The organism is Mycobacterium sp. (assembly GCF_052144515.1).
In the GTDB taxonomy this organism is placed as follows: Bacteria; Actinomycetota; Actinomycetes; order Mycobacteriales; family Mycobacteriaceae; genus Mycobacterium.
The window spans coordinates 1-16879 of sequence record NZ_JBKQQD010000564.1 but is presented as its reverse complement, the minus strand read 5'-3'; the positions used below and the strand labels follow the sequence as shown (position 1 = coordinate 16879).

Annotated in this window: 22 protein-coding genes and 3 pseudogenes; 11 read left to right on the top strand and 14 right to left on the bottom strand. The window is 63.6% G+C overall.

Annotation, left to right across the window (positions count from 1 at the left end; translation table 11 throughout):
- The first annotated feature begins 248 nt into the window (after positions 1-248).
- Complete coding sequence (locus ACLP9N_RS38700) at positions 249-536, top strand: hypothetical protein (RefSeq protein WP_442412340.1); 288 nt, start codon at positions 249-251, stop codon at positions 534-536.
- Positions 537-1078: 542 nt separating this feature from the next.
- Here ACLP9N_RS38700 and ACLP9N_RS38695 read toward each other — a convergent pair.
- The 3 genes from ACLP9N_RS38695 to ACLP9N_RS38685 form a co-directional block, all read right to left on the bottom strand.
- Positions 1079-1279 (bottom strand): YegP family protein, encoded by a 201-nt coding sequence (locus tag ACLP9N_RS38695; RefSeq protein ID WP_442412339.1) that lies wholly within the window; start codon positions 1277-1279, stop codon positions 1079-1081.
- 73 nt (positions 1280-1352) lie between these two features.
- A complete protein-coding gene (locus ACLP9N_RS38690; protein ID WP_442412338.1) occupies positions 1353-1652 on the bottom strand; it encodes a hypothetical protein in 300 nt (99 codons plus the stop codon).
- 581 nt (positions 1653-2233) lie between these two features.
- Entirely contained in the window at positions 2234-2434 is a 201-nt protein-coding gene (locus ACLP9N_RS38685) for a hypothetical protein (protein WP_442412337.1), read from the bottom strand.
- 375 nt (positions 2435-2809) lie between these two features.
- On the opposite strand from ACLP9N_RS38685, the gene ACLP9N_RS38680 reads away from it, so the two are divergent.
- The gene (locus ACLP9N_RS38680; protein ID WP_442412336.1) at positions 2810-2992 is read left to right on the top strand and encodes a hypothetical protein; all 183 of its coding nucleotides are present in this window, start codon (positions 2810-2812) and stop codon (positions 2990-2992) included.
- Between the two features lie 91 nt (positions 2993-3083).
- Here the strand turns inward: ACLP9N_RS38680 and ACLP9N_RS38675 are convergent, their stop codons facing one another.
- Together ACLP9N_RS38675 and ACLP9N_RS38670 are read right to left on the bottom strand one after the other, a co-directional pair.
- Positions 3084-4250, bottom strand: a complete 1167-nt coding sequence (locus ACLP9N_RS38675) for an FAD-binding domain (RefSeq protein WP_442412335.1) — start codon at positions 4248-4250, stop codon at positions 3084-3086.
- Between the two features lie 167 nt (positions 4251-4417).
- Positions 4418-4849 carry a hypothetical protein gene (locus tag ACLP9N_RS38670; RefSeq protein ID WP_442400793.1) on the bottom strand — a complete coding sequence of 144 codons (432 nt, stop codon included), beginning with the start codon at positions 4847-4849 and terminating at the stop codon, positions 4418-4420.
- 131 nt (positions 4850-4980) lie between these two features.
- Here ACLP9N_RS38670 and ACLP9N_RS38665 point away from each other — a divergent pair.
- Positions 4981-5182: pseudogene (locus ACLP9N_RS38665) on the top strand (tyrosine-type recombinase/integrase); the annotation flags it as partial.
- A 437-nt stretch (positions 5183-5619) separates the two neighbouring features.
- Here ACLP9N_RS38665 and ACLP9N_RS38660 read toward each other — a convergent pair.
- The 5 genes from ACLP9N_RS38660 to ACLP9N_RS38640 are packed head-to-tail and all read right to left on the bottom strand — an operon-like array spanning position 5620 to position 8445.
- The gene (locus ACLP9N_RS38660) at positions 5620-6297 is read right to left on the bottom strand and encodes a class I SAM-dependent methyltransferase (protein WP_442412334.1); all 678 of its coding nucleotides are present in this window, start codon (positions 6295-6297) and stop codon (positions 5620-5622) included.
- 22 nt (positions 6298-6319) lie between these two features.
- Complete coding sequence (locus ACLP9N_RS38655) at positions 6320-6706, bottom strand: hypothetical protein (protein WP_442412333.1); 387 nt, start codon at positions 6704-6706, stop codon at positions 6320-6322.
- Positions 6703-7185, bottom strand: a complete 483-nt coding sequence (locus ACLP9N_RS38650) for a hypothetical protein (RefSeq protein WP_442412332.1) — start codon at positions 7183-7185, stop codon at positions 6703-6705. Before ACLP9N_RS38650 ends, ACLP9N_RS38655 begins: the two co-directional genes overlap by 4 nt.
- A complete protein-coding gene (locus ACLP9N_RS38645) occupies positions 7179-8081 on the bottom strand; it encodes an alpha/beta fold hydrolase (RefSeq protein ID WP_442412331.1) in 903 nt (300 codons plus the stop codon). The genes ACLP9N_RS38650 and ACLP9N_RS38645 overlap by 7 nt, the downstream gene beginning before the upstream one ends.
- A complete protein-coding gene (locus ACLP9N_RS38640) occupies positions 8068-8445 on the bottom strand; it encodes an ArsR/SmtB family transcription factor (RefSeq protein ID WP_442412330.1) in 378 nt (125 codons plus the stop codon). Before ACLP9N_RS38640 ends, ACLP9N_RS38645 begins: the two co-directional genes overlap by 14 nt.
- Before the next feature lie 113 nt (positions 8446-8558).
- Between ACLP9N_RS38640 and ACLP9N_RS38635 the strand changes: the two genes are divergently transcribed.
- The 3 genes and pseudogenes from ACLP9N_RS38635 to ACLP9N_RS38625 all read left to right on the top strand — a co-directional run bounded on the left by ACLP9N_RS38635 (position 8559) and on the right by ACLP9N_RS38625 (position 11134).
- Positions 8559-9008, top strand: coding sequence for an SRPBCC family protein (locus tag ACLP9N_RS38635; protein WP_442412329.1), 450 nt, complete (start codon positions 8559-8561; stop codon positions 9006-9008).
- Positions 9009-9304: 296 nt separating this feature from the next.
- Positions 9305-10228, top strand: coding sequence for a ketopantoate reductase family protein (locus ACLP9N_RS38630; protein ID WP_442412328.1), 924 nt, complete (start codon positions 9305-9307; stop codon positions 10226-10228).
- A 307-nt stretch (positions 10229-10535) separates the two neighbouring features.
- A pseudogene (locus tag ACLP9N_RS38625) lies at positions 10536-11134 on the top strand (class I SAM-dependent methyltransferase).
- Between the two features lie 66 nt (positions 11135-11200).
- On the opposite strand, the gene ACLP9N_RS38620 reads toward ACLP9N_RS38625, so the two are convergent.
- The gene (locus tag ACLP9N_RS38620; RefSeq protein ID WP_442412327.1) at positions 11201-11323 is read right to left on the bottom strand and encodes a hypothetical protein; all 123 of its coding nucleotides are present in this window, start codon (positions 11321-11323) and stop codon (positions 11201-11203) included.
- Positions 11324-12025: 702 nt separating this feature from the next.
- Between ACLP9N_RS38620 and ACLP9N_RS38615 the strand changes: the two genes are divergently transcribed.
- Both ACLP9N_RS38615 and ACLP9N_RS38610 read left to right on the top strand, forming a co-directional pair.
- Positions 12026-12283, top strand: a complete 258-nt coding sequence (locus ACLP9N_RS38615) for a hypothetical protein (protein WP_442412326.1) — start codon at positions 12026-12028, stop codon at positions 12281-12283.
- A 64-nt stretch (positions 12284-12347) separates the two neighbouring features.
- Positions 12348-12494, top strand: a complete 147-nt coding sequence (locus ACLP9N_RS38610; protein WP_442412325.1) for a hypothetical protein — start codon at positions 12348-12350, stop codon at positions 12492-12494.
- Between the two features lie 121 nt (positions 12495-12615).
- On the opposite strand, the gene ACLP9N_RS38605 is transcribed toward ACLP9N_RS38610, so the two are convergent.
- Positions 12616-12876 carry a hypothetical protein gene (locus tag ACLP9N_RS38605; RefSeq protein ID WP_442412324.1) on the bottom strand — a complete coding sequence of 87 codons (261 nt, stop codon included), beginning with the start codon at positions 12874-12876 and terminating at the stop codon, positions 12616-12618.
- Positions 12877-12977: 101 nt separating this feature from the next.
- Complete coding sequence (locus ACLP9N_RS38600; RefSeq protein WP_442412323.1) at positions 12978-13682, bottom strand: DUF169 domain-containing protein; 705 nt, start codon at positions 13680-13682, stop codon at positions 12978-12980.
- A gap of 162 nt (positions 13683-13844) precedes the next feature.
- Between ACLP9N_RS38600 and ACLP9N_RS38595 the strand changes: the two genes are divergently transcribed.
- From ACLP9N_RS38595 to ACLP9N_RS38585, 3 genes and pseudogenes are all read left to right on the top strand, one after another.
- Entirely contained in the window at positions 13845-14588 is a 744-nt protein-coding gene (locus ACLP9N_RS38595; RefSeq protein ID WP_442412322.1) for a hemerythrin domain-containing protein, read from the top strand.
- Between the two features lie 73 nt (positions 14589-14661).
- Positions 14662-15288 carry a superoxide dismutase[Cu-Zn] gene (sodC, locus tag ACLP9N_RS38590; RefSeq protein WP_442412321.1) on the top strand — a complete coding sequence of 209 codons (627 nt, stop codon included), beginning with the start codon at positions 14662-14664 and terminating at the stop codon, positions 15286-15288.
- 146 nt (positions 15289-15434) lie between these two features.
- Positions 15435-16036: pseudogene (locus tag ACLP9N_RS38585) on the top strand (recombinase family protein).
- 87 nt (positions 16037-16123) lie between these two features.
- Here the strand turns inward: ACLP9N_RS38585 and ACLP9N_RS38580 are convergent.
- Positions 16124-16420, bottom strand: a complete 297-nt coding sequence (locus ACLP9N_RS38580) for a hypothetical protein (protein WP_442412320.1) — start codon at positions 16418-16420, stop codon at positions 16124-16126.
- Between the last annotated feature and the right edge of the window lie 459 nt (positions 16421-16879).

Sequence of the window (16879 nt, the reverse complement as noted above, 5' to 3'; positions counted from 1 at the left end):
CGCGTCCTCGTCTATGACCGGGTAGCCTTCGGCACGCAGCGCAGGTCATCCGGTATCCAGCCCGTGAACCGACATACGGCACGCTATCCACGCCGATCAATGCCGGACAAGACCGGCGGCGCGCACCGCCGCTCACCGCCCGTAAGGGGATCGTTGAGCGGGTCAACGAGTTGTCACCGCAGGACGGCGGCCGTATCACCGTTAAAGCGTTCCGCGGTCGCCCTCACAAAACGAATGACACCAGCATCGTGCAAGCAGCCGCAGCGGCACTCGACCCGGCCCCACCGGGTGGTTTCGACGCTGCGAGAAATCTTGTGGTCGCGTGGAAATACCTGAGCGGCTTCGCCCACGGCCTGTCGTGGCCGGCGGTGGGAAACTGGGAGGTCCACGAGCAGGACGAGGAGACGGGGAAATTGACGGTCAGCGCGAAGGCCGACCCCGACACGCTTCTGAATACCGGATTCGCGGCGTTAATCGTCATCGAGAAGGCGATCAGTCGTTGGCGAGAACTGTGCGCGCCACCGCGTGCACCGTGAGCGTTCGCTACGTGTGGACTTTCCAGCCGGCCACGGTGACTGCAAAAGGGTCTGGGGAGAGCGGCGGTCAACCGGCCTCAGGAGGGGTTGCGATCGTTATTCCCTCGTCGGCGTTGAGGACCATGTCATCTGTGCCGTCACTGAACCGGACGTTTACGACTAATCGACCCTCCGGCGAGCGATCCTTTGTCGCCGCCGCGACCGGATGCCAGATCTCGCTAGTGTAAAGAAACAGCGGAAGTTCCGGGTGCGAGGCGAAGTGCACAGGCAAATGGGCACCAACAGCGTCCCTTGGGACCGAACCCGGAGGCGGCGGCGTAGTCACTCGGGCATCGTATCTAGCGGCGCCGACCCGGAGCCTGCGGCTAGGCCGAACCCTGGTCGATTGGTTGCGTATTGGTTGCAGCCCTTGCCGCAGCCCTCAAAAATATACCCTGAACTGCAGTTATGTGGTGCGCGATACTGGGATTGAACCAGTGGCACACTGCTACTTGCGCACGCGCGGTGTACTCGCGCCGTGCGACGATGAATGGTGATACGCGCTAGTTGTGCGCGGGCTCCTGTTCGGTTAGGTCTGCGACCTTCGCGTCGGGAGCGTTCGTCTTGACCGACTCGATGCCCTTCTCGGCGTTGGCCTTGGTCTCGTAACCTTGGCTGGCGGCGATGAACTCGCCGTTGGCCGCCTTGAGGTGAAACCGGTATTTGCCGGCTTTGTCCTTGCTGATTTCGAACTTGGCTGCCATTGCAGTTCTCCTTGTTCGTTTCCTGAACAGCGGAAACGCCATCACCCACGGGACGGGCAAGCGGGTGCGCCGGTCAGAACCGAATCGTCACGTAGTCCGACTGGGGCCGCGGCTGTCCTGCGGCTGGACGCCGTTGGGTGCGCTCGTCGCTGCTCAGGTGGTGGCGCTGAAGCCGATCAATGTGGCTATTTGCCTCGGCGATGTCTCGGCGCAGAGCGGCTGCTTCCAGCCGTTGCGCGCGTGCCGAGCGGTTCCAGGCTGTCACCCGCAGGAGCTGGTGTTCGGCCCGGCCCAGCCGGGTAGTCATCTCGCGCAGTTGATCGCGCAAAGCACGGACCAGCTCCACAGCCTGGGCTGCATCGCAATCTCCCATGACGGAGATCGTCCCACTGTTCTCCGCGCAGGGGAACCGGTTCAACCGGCACCGTCACGACTCTGGAACATGAACAGGCCGAGGGATGGCGAACTCGACTTGGTCAGTCGGATTAAGCACCCATTCGGGTGTCTCATCATGAAATGAAACGGTTAACAGCTTGATGTCTTGAAGACCAGGATCGTCAATGCTTCCGAAGCTGGCATCGCGGATAGTTCTCAGCAGTTGCCAGGTGCGAGGATCGTCGGAATCGCCCTCGCGACGTAACCACATCGACTCGCTCGCAAGGCGGTAGCGAACTAGATCTCTTGCAGCGCAGCGGAACGGCTCAGGGATCACGGTACGGAAGGATAATCGGGCTAGCGTTCGATTGCTCGGCTGTGACGCAACCCGACTCGGACACCGGACAGCCGCTTGTCCAGATCAAGCGCGGTGCCGTCTCTGCGGGATGACCCGGACCGGAAACGGAACCTTTGTTCAGGCGGGCTACCCGCAGGGAGTACCAGAGAGCAAACGCCAGCTCCTGCGGTTAAACCACCGACCGGGCCTCACGGGGCCGGTTTTGACGTGTCAACGCCCGATCACAGTCCCACGAAGGGCGGGGAGTGTCTGGAGGCGTCGTCGTGCTCGGTGCAGGCGGTGACGTAGACGGCTATGGAGTCGACGGCGGCCCTGGCCTGCAACCGCTGTTGGCCGCTCGGACTTTCGGTGCCGGCGATCGCGCGCGCCAAGTCATCGATGGCGGCCTCGGCCAGCGCGTCCAGGTCTTCCCGGAGGGTCATGACACGTCTCCTTTGACGATCATTTGGGGCCGAAACGTCTTCTCGGTTCAGGGTAGTCCCATCACGACAAGACCGCGACCGACCCCGCTAGAGGAGGCCGGTTGGCGCACAACGGATTAGGCGCAGTCAGCGTCGGCGCGCACGGTCACATGGGACCAAGGACTGCCATCCGCACAGCGCGGTTGCATAGCCCAGATAGGCCGCATATCCGGGGCGGGCATATCACGTCGGCCATTCAGATACCTTCCTTCCAGGGCGTTGCCGGAGGAAATTTTTCGCTCCTCCGAATCCTCGCACATAACCGCAGCTCGGATGCGGTGAAGGGAGGGCCAAACCACCCCGGCCGATACCCCTTGAAGCGCGATCGAGGCGCGGGTGTATGAGCATGAGGAAGCGTTGAAGTCGGGTACTGCGGTGGTGGTGTCGGCTTCGCAGTTGTTGCGCGCGCTGGTGCTCGCGAAGCTTCCGTGTGATCGGTTCGCTTTTGGCGGCGCGGATTGGCGAAAGACGTTCGAGCTTGACGGATTCGACCAGCTTCGCGAGGTGGCGCATGGGTAGCGCTGCACCGCCGCTGCTTGTGCGGAACACCCGTGGATCGCCCATTGGGCGGCTCAACCGTTGCCGCCGGCTCGGCGAAACTCGTCGATAGCTATATCGGATATTCCGGCAGCTCGAAGTCGTCGCGCACGCCGCCGACGAACAGGGTGGTCAGCGGGCCGAAGTTCATCATGCGCATCGCTATGTTACGAAACCAGAGCCCGAATCGGGTCCGCGTGGCGAAGAACGAGATGAGCTTCTCCGCACTGGATTGCTTGTCTCGGATGAGCGGGCGCAGCCGCGTCTCGTAGGCGTTGAACGCGCGCCGATGGTCGCCGTCGCCGCGATGAAGTTCGCCCGCCAGCACATAGGCCTCGGTGATCGCCAGGCCGGTGCCCTCGCCGCCGAGCAGTGAGATACACGCGGCCGCGTCGCCGATCAGCAGCACCCGGCCCCGCGACCAGCGATCCATGCGGATCTGGCTGACAACGTCGAAGTAGAGGTCGTCGACGTCGTCGACGGCTGCCAGGATGCGTGGGCACTCCCACCCGGCCTCGCCGAACTGATCGTGCAACTGCTCCTTTGGTGTCGCACCGGCGCTGCAGTGTTCGGCGCGGAACACAAACAGAAACATTGTGCGGTCCTCGCGCAGCGCGAACCGGCCCACCTGCTTACCGAAAGTGTTGTAGGTGACGTACTTCAATCCGTCGCGCGGCCGGTATCCATCGACCACGCACGCGGCCACCTTGCAGCCGAGGTAATGCTCGAAATTCGACTCCGGCCCGAACACCAGACGACGCACGTTGGAATGCAGTCCGTCAGAACCGATGACGAGGTCGAAGTTGCGAGGCTGGCCATGATCGAACGTGACGTGGACGCCACCCTCGTGCTCGTCGATGGTGGCGATGCTGTCGCCGAAGATGGTCTCGACGTCGTTCTCGACAGTGGCATAGATTGCGGCCGCTAGGTCGCCGCGCGGCACGCTGGTGAAATCGTCGCCGATCATGCGTCGAAAGACGTCGACGCCCAACTCCGCTTTGGTCTCGCCGCCTGGCCCGACGGAGCGGACGCATTCCACGTCATAACCCGCATCCAGGATCTGCTCCTCGATTCCCATGCGCTGGGCCACGCGGTAACCGGCGCCCCAGAAGTCGATCATGTAGCCGCCGGTGCGGAATTTCGGGGCCCGTTCGATCAGCGTCGGGGTGTGACCGGTGCGGTGCAACCAGTGCGCGACCGCTGCACCGGCCACACCTGCACCGCTAATGGCGATTTTCATACCACGATTCTGTCTCGCGGCGGTTCGGGTGATCCGCGAGACGCGCGCGTCTCGTCGGGCTCCTTTCGTACGGCGGGTTCGGTCATTCCGGTCTGGTTTCGACTTGGTCGTCCGGGTTGAAGAATCGCCGCGTCCCGTCGGCGAACTTCACAGTCACCAGCCCAGCGTCAGTGTGCCTGCCGCAATTGGATGTTGTCGGTTACCTGGTAGCCTGCCGCATCGCCGCATTCAGGCGCGTCAGCGGTTGTCTGCACTGTGCCGGCCAGGGTGCTTGGGTCCCACGTGTAGTGCGCGGAGAGAGCATTGGGAACCTGGGTATTGTCCTGACACATTGCGGTCTCACCCGTGACATCAAGTATCCATTGTCCGCCAACCAAATGCGCCTGCCCAAAAGCCTTTACACCTTTGCGAGCTACTGAGGCGCATCCGTCACCGCAGGGAGCGAAGTACCAATCGTCGGTCGCGCTTCGGCCGTTGGCAGCGGTTTCGGTTTCGATGTAGTGGCCACTCAATTCGGGAACGGCGGACGCGGGAGTAGCTACCCCGACAGCGACAGCGGCGAAGGTGGCGGCTACGGCAAAACTCCGTGTGACATTCATCTCTGACCCCTCCTAACGAGCTGACAACGAAAGTCGCAAGCCTTCTGTACCACAGTCAGCAACGGCGATGCCAAAGAATTTCAGGTGAACGATTTGTCTAGGTTCTCCCCGAGCCAGCAGGCTGGGGCAGCCTGGGGAAGCTCGTCGGCAAGGCGCTGCCCGTGGACTATTCGTTGCACAAACTCCGCCACCGCCATGCGACCCGCGCCTACCGCGGCAGCCGCAACCTAACGTGTGGTCCAGACACTTCTCGGTCACTCGTCGGTCGTGACGACCGAGCGGTGCACAGCGGTCGACGACAACGACGAAGTCCGCGCAGCGGCGGCCTGCGCGAGGGGTGGTGTTCATGGTGGCGAACCTTTCGTCGGTTCAGCCTGCCGTTGTCCTGGTATCGTCTTTACTCTTTATGAAGTGAGTCTAAGTATAGGCTTTGAACTGCGGTTATGCTGCTGCGCGATACTGGGGTTGAACCAGTCGGTCCTTACGCGACCCAGTCGCCGTCCGTCGCCGACACTTCGTTACCAGTCCGACCGACGCCTTCATCGTTGGTCGGAGGGGTCGCCGGCGTGATGATGACAACGTCAACTACAGACGTCGGCGCCAGCATTACGGATAACACTGCTCCCCAGAAGGATTCACCGGCGAGCACGGCATGTAGTGCGCCTATCTGGTGTTCAATTCGAGTGTGTACCACTGGTCCCGGCTAGGGATCGGCTATCGGGTGCGCGCGCGGGCAACTGACGAGCGCATCACCTGTCAAGGGCGCGGTGTCACTGTTGGCATTCGCTTGGAGCGGCGATGACGACATCGGTGACAAGTCCCCAACGATGCACTTGTGAGTGATGCTGGATCTGCCAGTCGGAGCCCAGCAGGGCGTGCATGGTGATGGGGCGACACCCTCCCACCAGCTGGGGGGCAATGCGCCACAGCCCGTTCCACGCTTGGGAGACGGCCCTTTCGAGCCGCCCGTCTCCGTGGGTAAGGCTGGCCAGGCACAGGCGGCCCTCGGGGGCCAGAATCCGACGCAGATCGTCCAGGACGGCACGCGCGTAGTCTGCGTCGAGCAGGTCGAACACGAAGGTGGACAGCACACGGTCGGCGAACCGGTCCTTGGCGGGCAGCGGTAGTGAGCCGTCGACCAGCACCGCCTGGGCGCGCTGCGCCCACGCGGTGAGCCTCTTGGTGGCCAAGTTGATCATCACCGGGCTGAGATCGGCGCCGAGGTAGTTGATGCTTTCAGGCAGCGCCCCCAGTAGGCGCGCGGCCAACCGGCCGGTGCCGCACCCGAACTCGAAAATCGTCTGGTCTGCGGCCAGGGCTGCGTTGGCGACGAGCCGGTCGGTAGTCGCGTCCTCATAGAAGGCCTGCCAGTCCTGGACGCGTCCGATCCGGTCGTAGACCGAACGGGCCTGCTTCAGGGTGAGCGCCACGGGAGCGTGCTCCTTCATCGCGAGTGAGTCTTCAGCCGGTTCAGAGCCCGTTGCGGTGAAGGGCGTTGGTGACGATTTGTTTGAGTTGGGTGAGGTCGTGGGCGGCGTTGATTTCGTCGGATGTGAGGAGTTGGGTCAGTTCTTCGTCGGTTGTTTCGAGGAAGGCGGCGGGACAGTCGACGTCGAAGTTGGGGTGAGCTGCGCGAAATGTCGATCTGAACTGGAAGTCGACGTCTAGGCCGAGGTTGGCGACGAAGCGTCGCCAGGTCTTGTCTTTGATGAGCCCCGAGTAGGTGATGTCGCAGAGATGGCAGTCGGTAGTCCCGGTGGTGATCGCCGAGTAGATGTCTCGCAACATGCTCAGTGGTGTGGCGTCGACGTTGTAGACGAACACCAGACGGGTCGCGGTCGAGGCTCGTTGGGTCATGCCAGCCGCTCGTTGGCTGTGACCCCGCTGGGCGGGCTTGGGTGGTTGTGCAGAGCGCGGCCGATCAGCGGTAACCCAACGACCGTGGGCAGGAACCAGAAAACGATGGGCGGCAGCAGGTTCCAGATCGGAAGCCGCGGCCCGTTGTCGACGTAGAAGGCGGTCAGCAGCGCGACGTAGGAAGTGCCCATCGCGGTGAGATGGTGGCGCAGCCAGCCCCGCCACCGGATCCGTCGGGCGATGTATCCGGTGGCGGCGGTGGTGAGTGCGAGGCCGCCGGGCAACAGCAGATAGGCGACATGCGGCCGGGCCGCGACGATGACAAGCGCGGTGCCGAACAGAACGCCGACGGCGGTGAGGTAGACCTGCCCGCGGCGCGGGTGTGGGCCCGGGCGTTTGGGGGCGAACATGGCGGCAGCCCCGGCAAGGGTCGCAGCGAGTCCCGCAGCGATGTGCACGCCGATCACGGCGGTCAACACGGTTGCGCCCCGTGATTGGGTGCGCTTGTGGCGGTGAGGAATTCGGCGACTAGCGAGGCGAAACGTTCGGGTTGTTCCTCCATCAGCAGGTGTCCAGTGTTGGGGAGGATCTCGACGCGGCGGGCGCCGGGAATGTCGGCGCGGAGCCGCTGTGCCCAGCTGGCTGGGAAGTGGACGTCGTGTTCGGCCCACAGGATCAGCGTCGGGGCGTGGAATCGGTGTAGCGTGACGGCGAGGCGGCGGGTGTGGGCCTGGTTTCCCACATCGAGCTGGGTTGCCAGGAACCTGCGGGTCTTGGCCCGGCGGTGTGCGGTGGCGAGGTTGGCGGCGATGTAGCCGTCGACGAGCTCGTCGGTCAGCGCGGCACGATCGTGTACCGCTTGGCCCTGGGCGAGCGCCCAGCGGAACAGCTGGCGTCGCGACCACGCCCACAACACCACCCGGCCCAGTCCAGGGATCTGGGTGGCGCGCACGAACGGCAGCTCGTGTGCCGACGGCCAGTTGTCGTAGGCTTCGGCGTTGGTCAGCACCAATCGGGTGATCCGTTCCGGGTGAGACGCGGCCAGGAGCTGCGCGATCGCCGCGCCGTGGTCGTGCCCGACGACCGCGCACTCGGTGATGTCGAGTGCGTCAAGGAATCCGAGCACCATGTGGGCCTGCGCGGGAAGCGACCAGTCCGCGTCCGGGGGTGTTTCGGTGTCGCCGAGACCGAGCAGATCCGGTGCCAGACAACGGAGACGGTCGGCCAACCGGGCGATGACACCGCGCCAGATGAACGACGAGAACGGGCAACCGTGCAGCAGAAGTAGCGGCGTCCCGCACCCTTGGTCCAGGTAGGCGACCTGGGCCTCACCGATCCGGATCCGGTGTTTGTCCGACCGGTCAGTGCGGGCCATCGCGACCCACCGCCGTCTCTTCGATGAGGCAGATCCCCAGGTCGAGCACGCTCGGCACACAGGGATCCGCGATCGAGTAGAGGATCCGGTTCCCGTCCCGCCGCGCGGCGACGATGCCCCGATCGGCCAACCGCTGCAGCTGATTCGACACCGCCTGTGGCCGCATCTCGACCAGGTCGGCGAGCTGCCCGACCGCGACCTCGCCGCCGCGGTGCAGGGCGTGCAGCAGCCGCAGCCGGCTGTCGTTGCCGAGCACCTTGAACAACACGACCAATTGGTTGGCCTGCTCGGGTGTGATCAACGGCCGCTCGGCCAGCGCGGGCTTACCGATCTGCGCGGGAGTGCAGGGGATCCGCTGCGACACAGGTACACCATACCACTATATTGTGTAATAATGACTCCTGGTGGCCACCATCAGATACCAGAGGCTTGGTGGCGGAACGTCAGGAGTGAGGGGTCACGATCTTCGGCCAACCGGTGGTGTCCGAGTCGATCGAGATCGCCGCACCCGTGTCCCGGATCTTCGACATCCTCGCCGATCCGCGGCGGCACGTCGAAATCGACGGTTCGCACATGCTCCGGCGCTGCCTTGACGGGCCCGACCGCCTGGGCCTCGGGTCGGAGTTCGTCATGTCGATGCGTTTGTGGAGTTTTCCCTACCGGGTGCGCAACCGGGTCGTCGAGTTCGAGGAGAACCGCCTGATCGCCTGGCGTCACTTCGAACCGCAGCACTGGCGTTTCGAACTGCAGCCCACCCAATCCGGCACCCGAGTCACCGAAACCTTCGACTACAGCTATTGGCCCCTGGCCGGTCGGCTCCTGCTGGTTGCTATGGGCTGGCCCCGAAGAAACAAACCCGCCATCAGCCAGACACTCGCGCTCCTGGCAAGCGCAGCCCAGGCCAGCCCAACCGAAACAAACGGATAAGTTCGAGAGCAGGCCGGCCATTGTCTGGCGTCAGTCGTCGTCAAGACCCGGCAATCGGCGTGTCATGCGACTTGCGGGTCAGCTCCGGATTCGTCGGGTCGTTCGACGAGTTTCCCATTCTTGAAGCGGGCGCCGGCACGCACGAGGCCGACGAGGTGTGGTGCATTCACGGCACGCCAGCGAGCCTGGGCGGACTCGATGAGCGATCGCGCTGCGGAACGGCAGGCGTGGACCGCGTCCTTCATCGGGGTTCCGGTTGACAAGCGAGACCGTAGCTCCGAAGGAAAGGTGCGCTGGTGCGGATTCTGGTGTTTGGCGCTGGGGTGATCGGCAGCGTGTACGCGGGCAAGCTGCGGCAAGCTGGACACGAGGTGGTCCTGGTGGCCCGCGGGCGGCGCCTGTCAGACCTGCGGGCTAACGGGTTGGTGTTGGAGGAGGCGCAGTCCGGACAGCGCACGGTGCTGCCGGTGCCGTCCGTCAGCGAGGCCGGCGCCGACGAGCGCTACGACCTGGTCCTGGTCCCGGTCCGCGCCGAGCAGCTATCCAGCACCCTGCCGGTCCTGGCCGCCATGAGCGACGGCTCGGACGTGCTGTTCTTCGGCAACACGGCCGGCCGGCAGGCCGAGTTGACGGCCGCCCTCGGCAACCGTGCCCTGTTCGGCTTCTCCGCCGCGGGTGGTGTCCGGGACGGGGCAGTCATCAGGTACGTGCTCATCAGCCAGCAGAAGACGATGCTCGGTGAACGGGACGGCAGCACGACACCTCGAGTCCGCGACCTCCACGGCGTGTTCAGCGCAGCGGGCTTCTCCACCGAAGTCAGCGTCGACATCGACGGCTGGCTGGTGGCACATACCGCCTTCGTGGTGCCCCTCGCCTTCGCCTTGTACCGGGTCGGCGTCGACCCGGCCAGACTGGCGGCCGACCCAGCTACGCTGCGGCTGATGGTGCGTGCCACCCGGCAGGCGTTCACGGCGCTGCGCGCCGCAGGCACCACCGAAATCCCCAGAAACCTGCGCATCCTCTACCGCTTGCCTACCGTGTTCGTTGTCGCCTACTGGCGACGCGTCCTGGCCAGTCCCCGCGGCGAGCTGTGGTTCGCCGCGCACACCCGCGCCGCGCCCGAGGAAATGCGCTCGCTGGCCCGACAGCTGCAGGAAGCGCTGCGCCCCACCGGACATCGCACGCCCGACCTCGACCGGTTACTGGCCACCCCAGTCTGAGCCGCCGCCCATTCCGTAAGCCGATCGCTCATCGGGTCATCCTCTCGTTGAAGCGGCTCGGCGCGGGCCACCGCTCGGGGTGGTTCTCCAGCGTGGAGCCGTTGAGCTTGCGCGGGTAGCAGCGTGCCAGTGCCGCGCCGAGATCCGGCGGTAGCGGCGGCGCGTCGTGGTTTCCAGCGCCTCGGCAAACAGCATCCGGTCAATACCTCCGCAGCGGGTCATCACGAGATCAGGCAGCAGTATGCCGATGCGCGGGTCAGTCAGATCTACCTGGCACCAGGAAAGTGATGAAGTTTACCGTGGAGTGATGGCATCTCGAAACATGTTGTTCCGTGCGATGTACCGAGTCGGTTTCACACCGTGGGATGGCCATCCGCTGGCGAAAAGTCTGCACGACCTGGTCGAAGGCAACGGCTCGCCCGCTCTGCCGGCGGCCACCGCACTCGATATCGGGTGCGGTACCGGCGACGCGTCGATCTATTTGGCGCAGCACGGGTGGCAGGTCACCGGTGTGGACTTCGTGCCGAGGGCGCTGGCCAAGGCGCGCGCCAAGGCGCAAGCCCGCCAGGTCTCCGTCAACTTCGTTCAGGCCGATGTCACCCACCTCAGCTCGGCCCGGGGCGTGGGGACCGGGTTTACGTTGATCGTCGACAACGGCTGCTTACATAACCTGACCGACAAGGACCGCGACGCGTATGTCCGCGAGGTCACCGTGTGGCAGCGCCGGACGCGCTGCTGTTGATCGGCGGGCTTGATCCCGGTGAGCAATTTGGCGTCCACGGCATCACTCGGGCCGAAATCGAACGCCGCTTCACTCCCGCGTGGACGCTGCTGTCCGCTGGCGACGCACCGGAAATGGCCCGCTTTGGCAAGGGCCACTACTCCCTCTTACAGCCCCGCCAGTAAGCCATCAGCCGCAGAATCGCATCCACGCTTGGCGTGTCTACGCGATTCCGCCTTTGCTCGCTGCGATTACGACGTCAGCGACTCCGGTGGCAGGAACCGGTCGCCGTACTTGGCGGCCAGCTCGCGAGCGACCCATTCACGACGGGTCGTCGGCGTCCACGGTGACTCCGACACAAAGATATGAGACACCATTCGAGCCAGACGCCCGAGGCTCTCAGCTAGGACTGACCTGTCTGTGGAGTTCGTCGGCAACCGCTTTCCTGCGCTCGTCCTCCGGCCATGGTCGCGATTGGGGTCCCCCCCAAGGCCAACCAGGCGCCTCCGGGAGCCGGGGCCGTTCGTCACCGAGGTCACCCTTCATCGAGCGCCTCGGTGCTCAGCGCAGGGTCGCTAAGGCGGGTATCCCTCAGGGATCTCCGGTACCCCCACGTGCATGTAATGGAATGCTTGGGGCTACCGAAAGTCGTTGGCGCCCAATATGATTTGCGACCTCTATGTACGCGGCCAGGAATGATTGGCAGAGTCCCGTTGAGGCTAGCCAGCCCTTCTGACCATGTCCGTCCCGCAGCAGGTCAGTGCAGCCTGATCGCCGGTGTCTGTCGGCAGCGCCGCCGTAGTCACGGTCACCTCGCAGCCGCAATCCTCATTCGAACAGCGGAACACTTCGCCCTCACCTAACATCGTGCTCACCTCTTTCGCCGCATTCCCCGGTTGCCTACACCGACAGGATAAAACCCGGCGGCAGGGGCCCGTTTCCGGTCAGGTCGGTGGTCGACGACTAAACTGGCGCCTCCTGCCGGGTGTTTCGACTTAGTGATTACCCAGGTACCTAGTCGGACTCGGCCGATCTGGTTCCCTGGCGATCCGGGATCATAGATGATAATGATAATCATGCCCATGCTGACCTGGGTAATGGTAGACCCTAAAGCGATCTACCCGTTCGAGCGCTACCGCGCGGTCAGCGGCAGCCGTGAGTACCGCATCTTTTTCGGCCCCGAGGCAGCAAGCGAAGCCAAGCCGTGGATTCTGGTGAGTCTGGTGATCCAGGAGATCGGTGGCGTGCCCGCGCACGTTTTCCACGGCACCTACAGCACCGATGACGACGCGAAGAAAGCCGCCGAGCAATGGGAAGGCCCGCCACCGCAGTGACTGGGGCCGGGTTTTATCGTGTCGGTGTAGGCAACCAGGGGATGCGGCGAAAGAGGTGGGCACGATGTTAGGTGAGGGCGATGTGTTCCGCTGTTCGAATGAGGATTGCGGCTGCGAGGTGACCGTGACTACGGCGGCGCTGCCGACAGGCATCGGCGATCAGGCTGAACTGACCTGCTGCGGCACGGTGATGGTCAGAAAGGCTGGCTAGCCTTCAACGGGGCGGTCTGTCACCGACCCGGATAGACACATCAACATATGGGAAGGCCCGCCACCCGGAGGATGACGGACCCCTATCTGTTGGCGTACTCGGGGCAGTATGCCTGAATCGCTCATTGCTCGTCCCCTTCCGGCAATTCGAGCCCAGGCGTAGCGTCGATGACCTCCTCCGGGAACCCGAGTTCGCGCATTTCCCGCCGCACGTCAAAGATGCCTTGCCGAAGGGCTTTGGTGAGTTCAAGCCCGTGCTCGTCCGCATACTGCCGAGCGGCCATGACGGCTCTCAGCCGGCGCATCCACGGCTGAGCCAGCAACTCAGACAGCATCGCCGCCTCTGCCGTGCGATCCGCAAAGTTGCCGGTGTCGTCCCTCATGGTTCCAGTTCCAGTTAGTGACTATCTAGGCACCTTGGCCGGCCGGTGCCGGCCGAGCTTCCCGGACCTCGAAAGTCTCCGGGAAACCGGGGGAAGTTCAGTTAGCCAATGGCGGCTTTGCGCGCTGAGTAGTACGAACGCATCGTGGCGTTCGAATCCACTGTTCCCTCTAGCGCGTCGACGAATCCGGCCAAAGCACTACCGGGGATCACCGCCAGGTTCATGTCATCACTGATCTCCGTGAAGGTGCGCATGCCTACGCAGCCCAGGGACATGCCTGGCTGGTTGCTGTGTAGTGCCCGCGGGAGGGCAGCACAGCCCGGACGGCCCGTTATGTCCATTTGGGCGCCTGTCCAGGCGGCACGTCCAGCGGCCTCGCTGTAGAGCATGGCCTGGGCCACGTTCACCCAGATCACCACCAGTTCCGGGTCCAGCGGGCATTCGCACAAGGGGCCGTAGACGATGCCTACGCTGTTCCGACCTACGTTGGGGATCTTGGCCGCCTCGTCCATGCTCAGGTAGCGTGCGTCGCACATCGACTGCACCAGCCCGCCGAGCCGCTCGCTCACAGTCGCTGGGAGGTCGAAGCCCATCACCATCGATCCGATCGGGCAGTTGTAGTGCTGCTCAGCGGAGGCGTAGAAGGTGCCTAGCTCGGCCCGCCGCCAGAACGTGCACGCCGATGGAACGGGTTTGCTGACATGCACGATGTCTTTCGGCGGCCGGTCAACGAAAGCGAGCGCGATCGGCGGGTTGCGAAGTGACAGCAGGGCTGTAAGCCGCTCTGCGGTTGCGGCACGGTCCATTAAGTAGTCCCTACCCTTGATCGCGATGCTGAGACTCCTTAATGATAATGATTTTCAATAAGCCTGCAAAGCGGGTAGCGCGACCACATGGGTAGTTCCACTTAGTAACTACCCAGGCATCTCCGGGGAGCCGGGGCCGTTGACCTGACCAACACTGGATGTATGGCAATACATGATGACCACGTGGTAGGGCAGCCGCCCCGGGCCGTAGGCCGACGCCAGCTTCTCGGGACCTCGATATCGGCAGCCGGTGTGATCGCCCTATCAGCATGCGGCGGCCCGCAGCCCAAAGCAGGCCAGCCCGGCGCACCCGCAGAAGAGGAAGTGTCGGTCACTCCACCTGAAGACTTGATGCGTGAGCATGGAGTGCTCAAGCGCGTATTGCTGATCTATCGAGAAGGGATCCGCCGCCTGCAGGCTGGCGATCAAGCTCCCGTTCAAGCACTCAACGCGGGCGCGGGGATTATTCGAAGTTTCATCGAGGACTACCACGAACACCTGGAAGAGCAGTACGTCTTCCCTAAACTCGAACAGGCAGGCAAACTCACCGACATCACCACCGTGTTGCGCACGCAGCACCAGCGCGGTCGCACGCTCACCGACCGGGTGCTCGCCGCCACTCCTGCAGCAGCAGCGCCCGATCAGCCTGCGCGAGATGCCCTGGTGCAGGACATGGCGGCGTTCATCCGGATGTATGAGCCGCATGAGGCACGCGAAGACACCGTCGTTTTCCCGGCGTTGCGCGACGTGGTGCCCGCGAAGCAGTTTCGCGACCTGGCTGACATCTTCGAAGACGAGGAGCACCGCCGGTTCGGCCAGACCGGCTTCCAAGGGGTGGTCGACAAAGTCGCCGATATCGAAAAAAGCCTCGGCATCTACGACTTGAGCCAATTCACCGCGACCTAGTACTCAACGTCGATGATGCCGCAAGTCAAGCTAAGCGGTGTTTTTCGCTGGAATCCGGCGTTAGGCTCCCGTCATGACCAAACTCGCCGCCGTTGCCACCCTCTTGCTGGCGCTTCCCGTGGTGGCCGTGAGCGCATGCAGTTCGCCTCAGCATCCGAGCACGCAGCCGGGCACCACCCCACCTGTCAACAGTGGTTCACCAGGGTCGTCGGCGACGAACAGCCCGGCGCCCGGTGCTGGATCGCTCACCGCGCACCTGAAAACGGCTGACGGCCGTGACGTGGCCACGGCCACCTTCGATTTCACCAATGGCTATGCCACCGTCACCGTGAAGACGGTTGCCGCTGGAATCCTGGCGCCCGGTTTCCACCCCATGCACGTCCACGAGATCGGCAAGTGTGAGCCGAACTCGGTTGCTCCCACCGGCGGTCCGCCCGGCAATTTCTTGTCGGCGGGCGGTCACTACCAGGCGCCCGGACAAACCGGGAAGCCCGAAAGCGGCGACCTGACTTCGCTTGAGGTACGTTCGGACGGCTCCGCTTACCTGGTGACCACCACCGATGCGTTTACCAGGGACGAGCTGCTGGCAGGGAACAAGACCGCCTTGATGCTCCACGGCACCTCTGGGGACAGCAGCATGGGCGGCATGGGCGGCATGGCAATGGAGCGGATTGCCTGCGGCGTCATCGGAACCGACTAGCCGACGCCAAGGTAGATGCCGTCCTGGGGACGGCTGGTGGGCCTCTGCGATCCTTCCATGCGTCCATTTGGGGTACACCCGTGCGCGACACTTGCAACGCCGCTTCCGTGTGTCAAATTAGGATCAATTTCCCGACTTATTGGCAAATGTCTATCGACATCCGAGATTCCAGATTGACAGTTCATCGAGTCAAGGGAGTCAAAGTGGGGCAGCGGATCGGTTACCAGCGAGTCAGCACCGTCGACCAGAACACTGACCGGCAGCTCGATGGGGTCGAGCTGGACAAGGTATTCAAGGACAAGGCGAGCGGGAAGGACACCAACCGCCCGGAGCTGGCCCGCGCAATCGACTACGTACGGGAGGGCGACACGCTCGTCGTCCACTCGATGGACCGACTCGCACGCAACCTTGAAGACCTGCGCCGGATCGTTCGGGAACTCACCGGTGAAAGGTCGAGTTCGTTAAAGAGAACCTGACGTTTGCAGGCGATGATTCGCCGATGAACACGCTGCTGCTCTCGATGCTCGGAGCAGTTGCAGAGTTCGAGCGGTCGATGATCCTCGAACGCCAGCGCGAGGGGATCGCCCTCGCGAAGGCTGCTGGAAAGTACAAGGGCCGGAAAGCGGCCCTCACCGATGAGCAGGCCGACGAGCTTCGTGCCCGCCTGGTAGCGGGGGAGTCCGTGTCCGCACTCGCCAAGGAGTTCGGCGTTAGCCGACAAACCGTGTACAACTACAAGATCGCCTGACTTGGACCCGTAAACGGGACGGGCCTGCAAGGTCCGTCAGGCCCAGTGCCCACCTTGGGGCATACACAGCGGGTCGTCCGCCGATCCTCAGTGTTCGTCGTAGTGGCCCTCATGGGCGGCGTGACGACAACCGTCATGGACGTAGTCCACGTGGTCGCCGTGCGGGACGGCGACATGCCCACACCCCTCGGCATGCACATGGTCATGCCCCTCATGAACGCGGTGCTCGCCGACCTCACATTCGTCGTAGTGGCCATCGTGGACTTTGTGCAGGTGTCCATCGTGGACATAGTCGACATGGTCGCCGTGCGGGACGGCGACATGCCCACACCCCTCACGATGGGCGTGGTCATGGCCAACGTGCTCTTTGTGCGGCGCTGTCATTTGGATCCTTCCTCTCGCAGTCGTCGGGAGAGCCGGTTCAGCTCGCGACATCTTCCCATATTAGGTCATGCGTATATATTTATCCATTGCATATTCCGGGACGCGGGCACCGCTATCCCGAAAGAGCGAAACACGCCCGGAAACCGGTTCTCATCCAAGATGGCGGAATTCTCACAGTAATGGCGGACGAGTGGCGGATCCGCCACAAAGATGAGAATCTGATTAGCTGATCTACGCATCACGGTAGGCGGTTTCCGGTTTTCCGCACGAAGGGGTAACTCCGAGTGTCACGCTGAATTAGCGGCGGTTTGACCGTGCGGAGTAAGCAGTGTTGCAAACCTTCCTGGATGAGGTCCCCTGGGAGCAGCTCAGCGGTGTCACGGACAGCTGAAGTAAGGAAATTCGGCCGTGATCCGCGCTGGGTCGGGCGCGACACCGGCGCCCAGCGGGGAGTTGGTC

What these genes read in the sequence shown, in the direction of transcription:
- ACLP9N_RS38695 (WP_442412339.1), bottom strand. Translation starts at nt 1,279, where the DNA reads ATGGCAGCCAAGTTCGAAATCAGCAAGGACAAAGCCGGCAAATACCGG.
- ACLP9N_RS38690 (WP_442412338.1), bottom strand. Translation starts at nt 1,652, where the DNA reads ATGGGAGATTGCGATGCAGCCCAGGCTGTGGAGCTGGTCCGTGCTTTG.
- ACLP9N_RS38685 (WP_442412337.1), bottom strand. Translation starts at nt 2,434, where the DNA reads ATGACCCTCCGGGAAGACCTGGACGCGCTGGCCGAGGCCGCCATCGAT.
- ACLP9N_RS38675 (WP_442412335.1), bottom strand. Translation starts at nt 4,250, where the DNA reads ATGAAAATCGCCATTAGCGGTGCAGGTGTGGCCGGTGCAGCGGTCGCG.
- ACLP9N_RS38670 (WP_442400793.1), bottom strand. Translation starts at nt 4,849, where the DNA reads ATGAATGTCACACGGAGTTTTGCCGTAGCCGCCACCTTCGCCGCTGTC.
- ACLP9N_RS38660 (WP_442412334.1), bottom strand. Translation starts at nt 6,297, where the DNA reads ATGAAGGAGCACGCTCCCGTGGCGCTCACCCTGAAGCAGGCCCGTTCG.
- ACLP9N_RS38655 (WP_442412333.1), bottom strand. Translation starts at nt 6,706, where the DNA reads ATGACCCAACGAGCCTCGACCGCGACCCGTCTGGTGTTCGTCTACAAC.
- ACLP9N_RS38645 (WP_442412331.1), bottom strand. Translation starts at nt 8,081, where the DNA reads ATGGCCCGCACTGACCGGTCGGACAAACACCGGATCCGGATCGGTGAG.
- ACLP9N_RS38615 (WP_442412326.1), top strand. Translation starts at nt 12,026, where the DNA reads ATGCCCATGCTGACCTGGGTAATGGTAGACCCTAAAGCGATCTACCCG.
- ACLP9N_RS38610 (WP_442412325.1), top strand. Translation starts at nt 12,348, where the DNA reads ATGTTAGGTGAGGGCGATGTGTTCCGCTGTTCGAATGAGGATTGCGGC.
- ACLP9N_RS38605 (WP_442412324.1), bottom strand. Translation starts at nt 12,876, where the DNA reads ATGAGGGACGACACCGGCAACTTTGCGGATCGCACGGCAGAGGCGGCG.
- ACLP9N_RS38600 (WP_442412323.1), bottom strand. Translation starts at nt 13,682, where the DNA reads ATGGACCGTGCCGCAACCGCAGAGCGGCTTACAGCCCTGCTGTCACTT.
- ACLP9N_RS38595 (WP_442412322.1), top strand. Translation starts at nt 13,845, where the DNA reads ATGGCAATACATGATGACCACGTGGTAGGGCAGCCGCCCCGGGCCGTA.
- sodC (WP_442412321.1), top strand. Translation starts at nt 14,662, where the DNA reads ATGACCAAACTCGCCGCCGTTGCCACCCTCTTGCTGGCGCTTCCCGTG.
- ACLP9N_RS38580 (WP_442412320.1), bottom strand. Translation starts at nt 16,420, where the DNA reads ATGACAGCGCCGCACAAAGAGCACGTTGGCCATGACCACGCCCATCGT.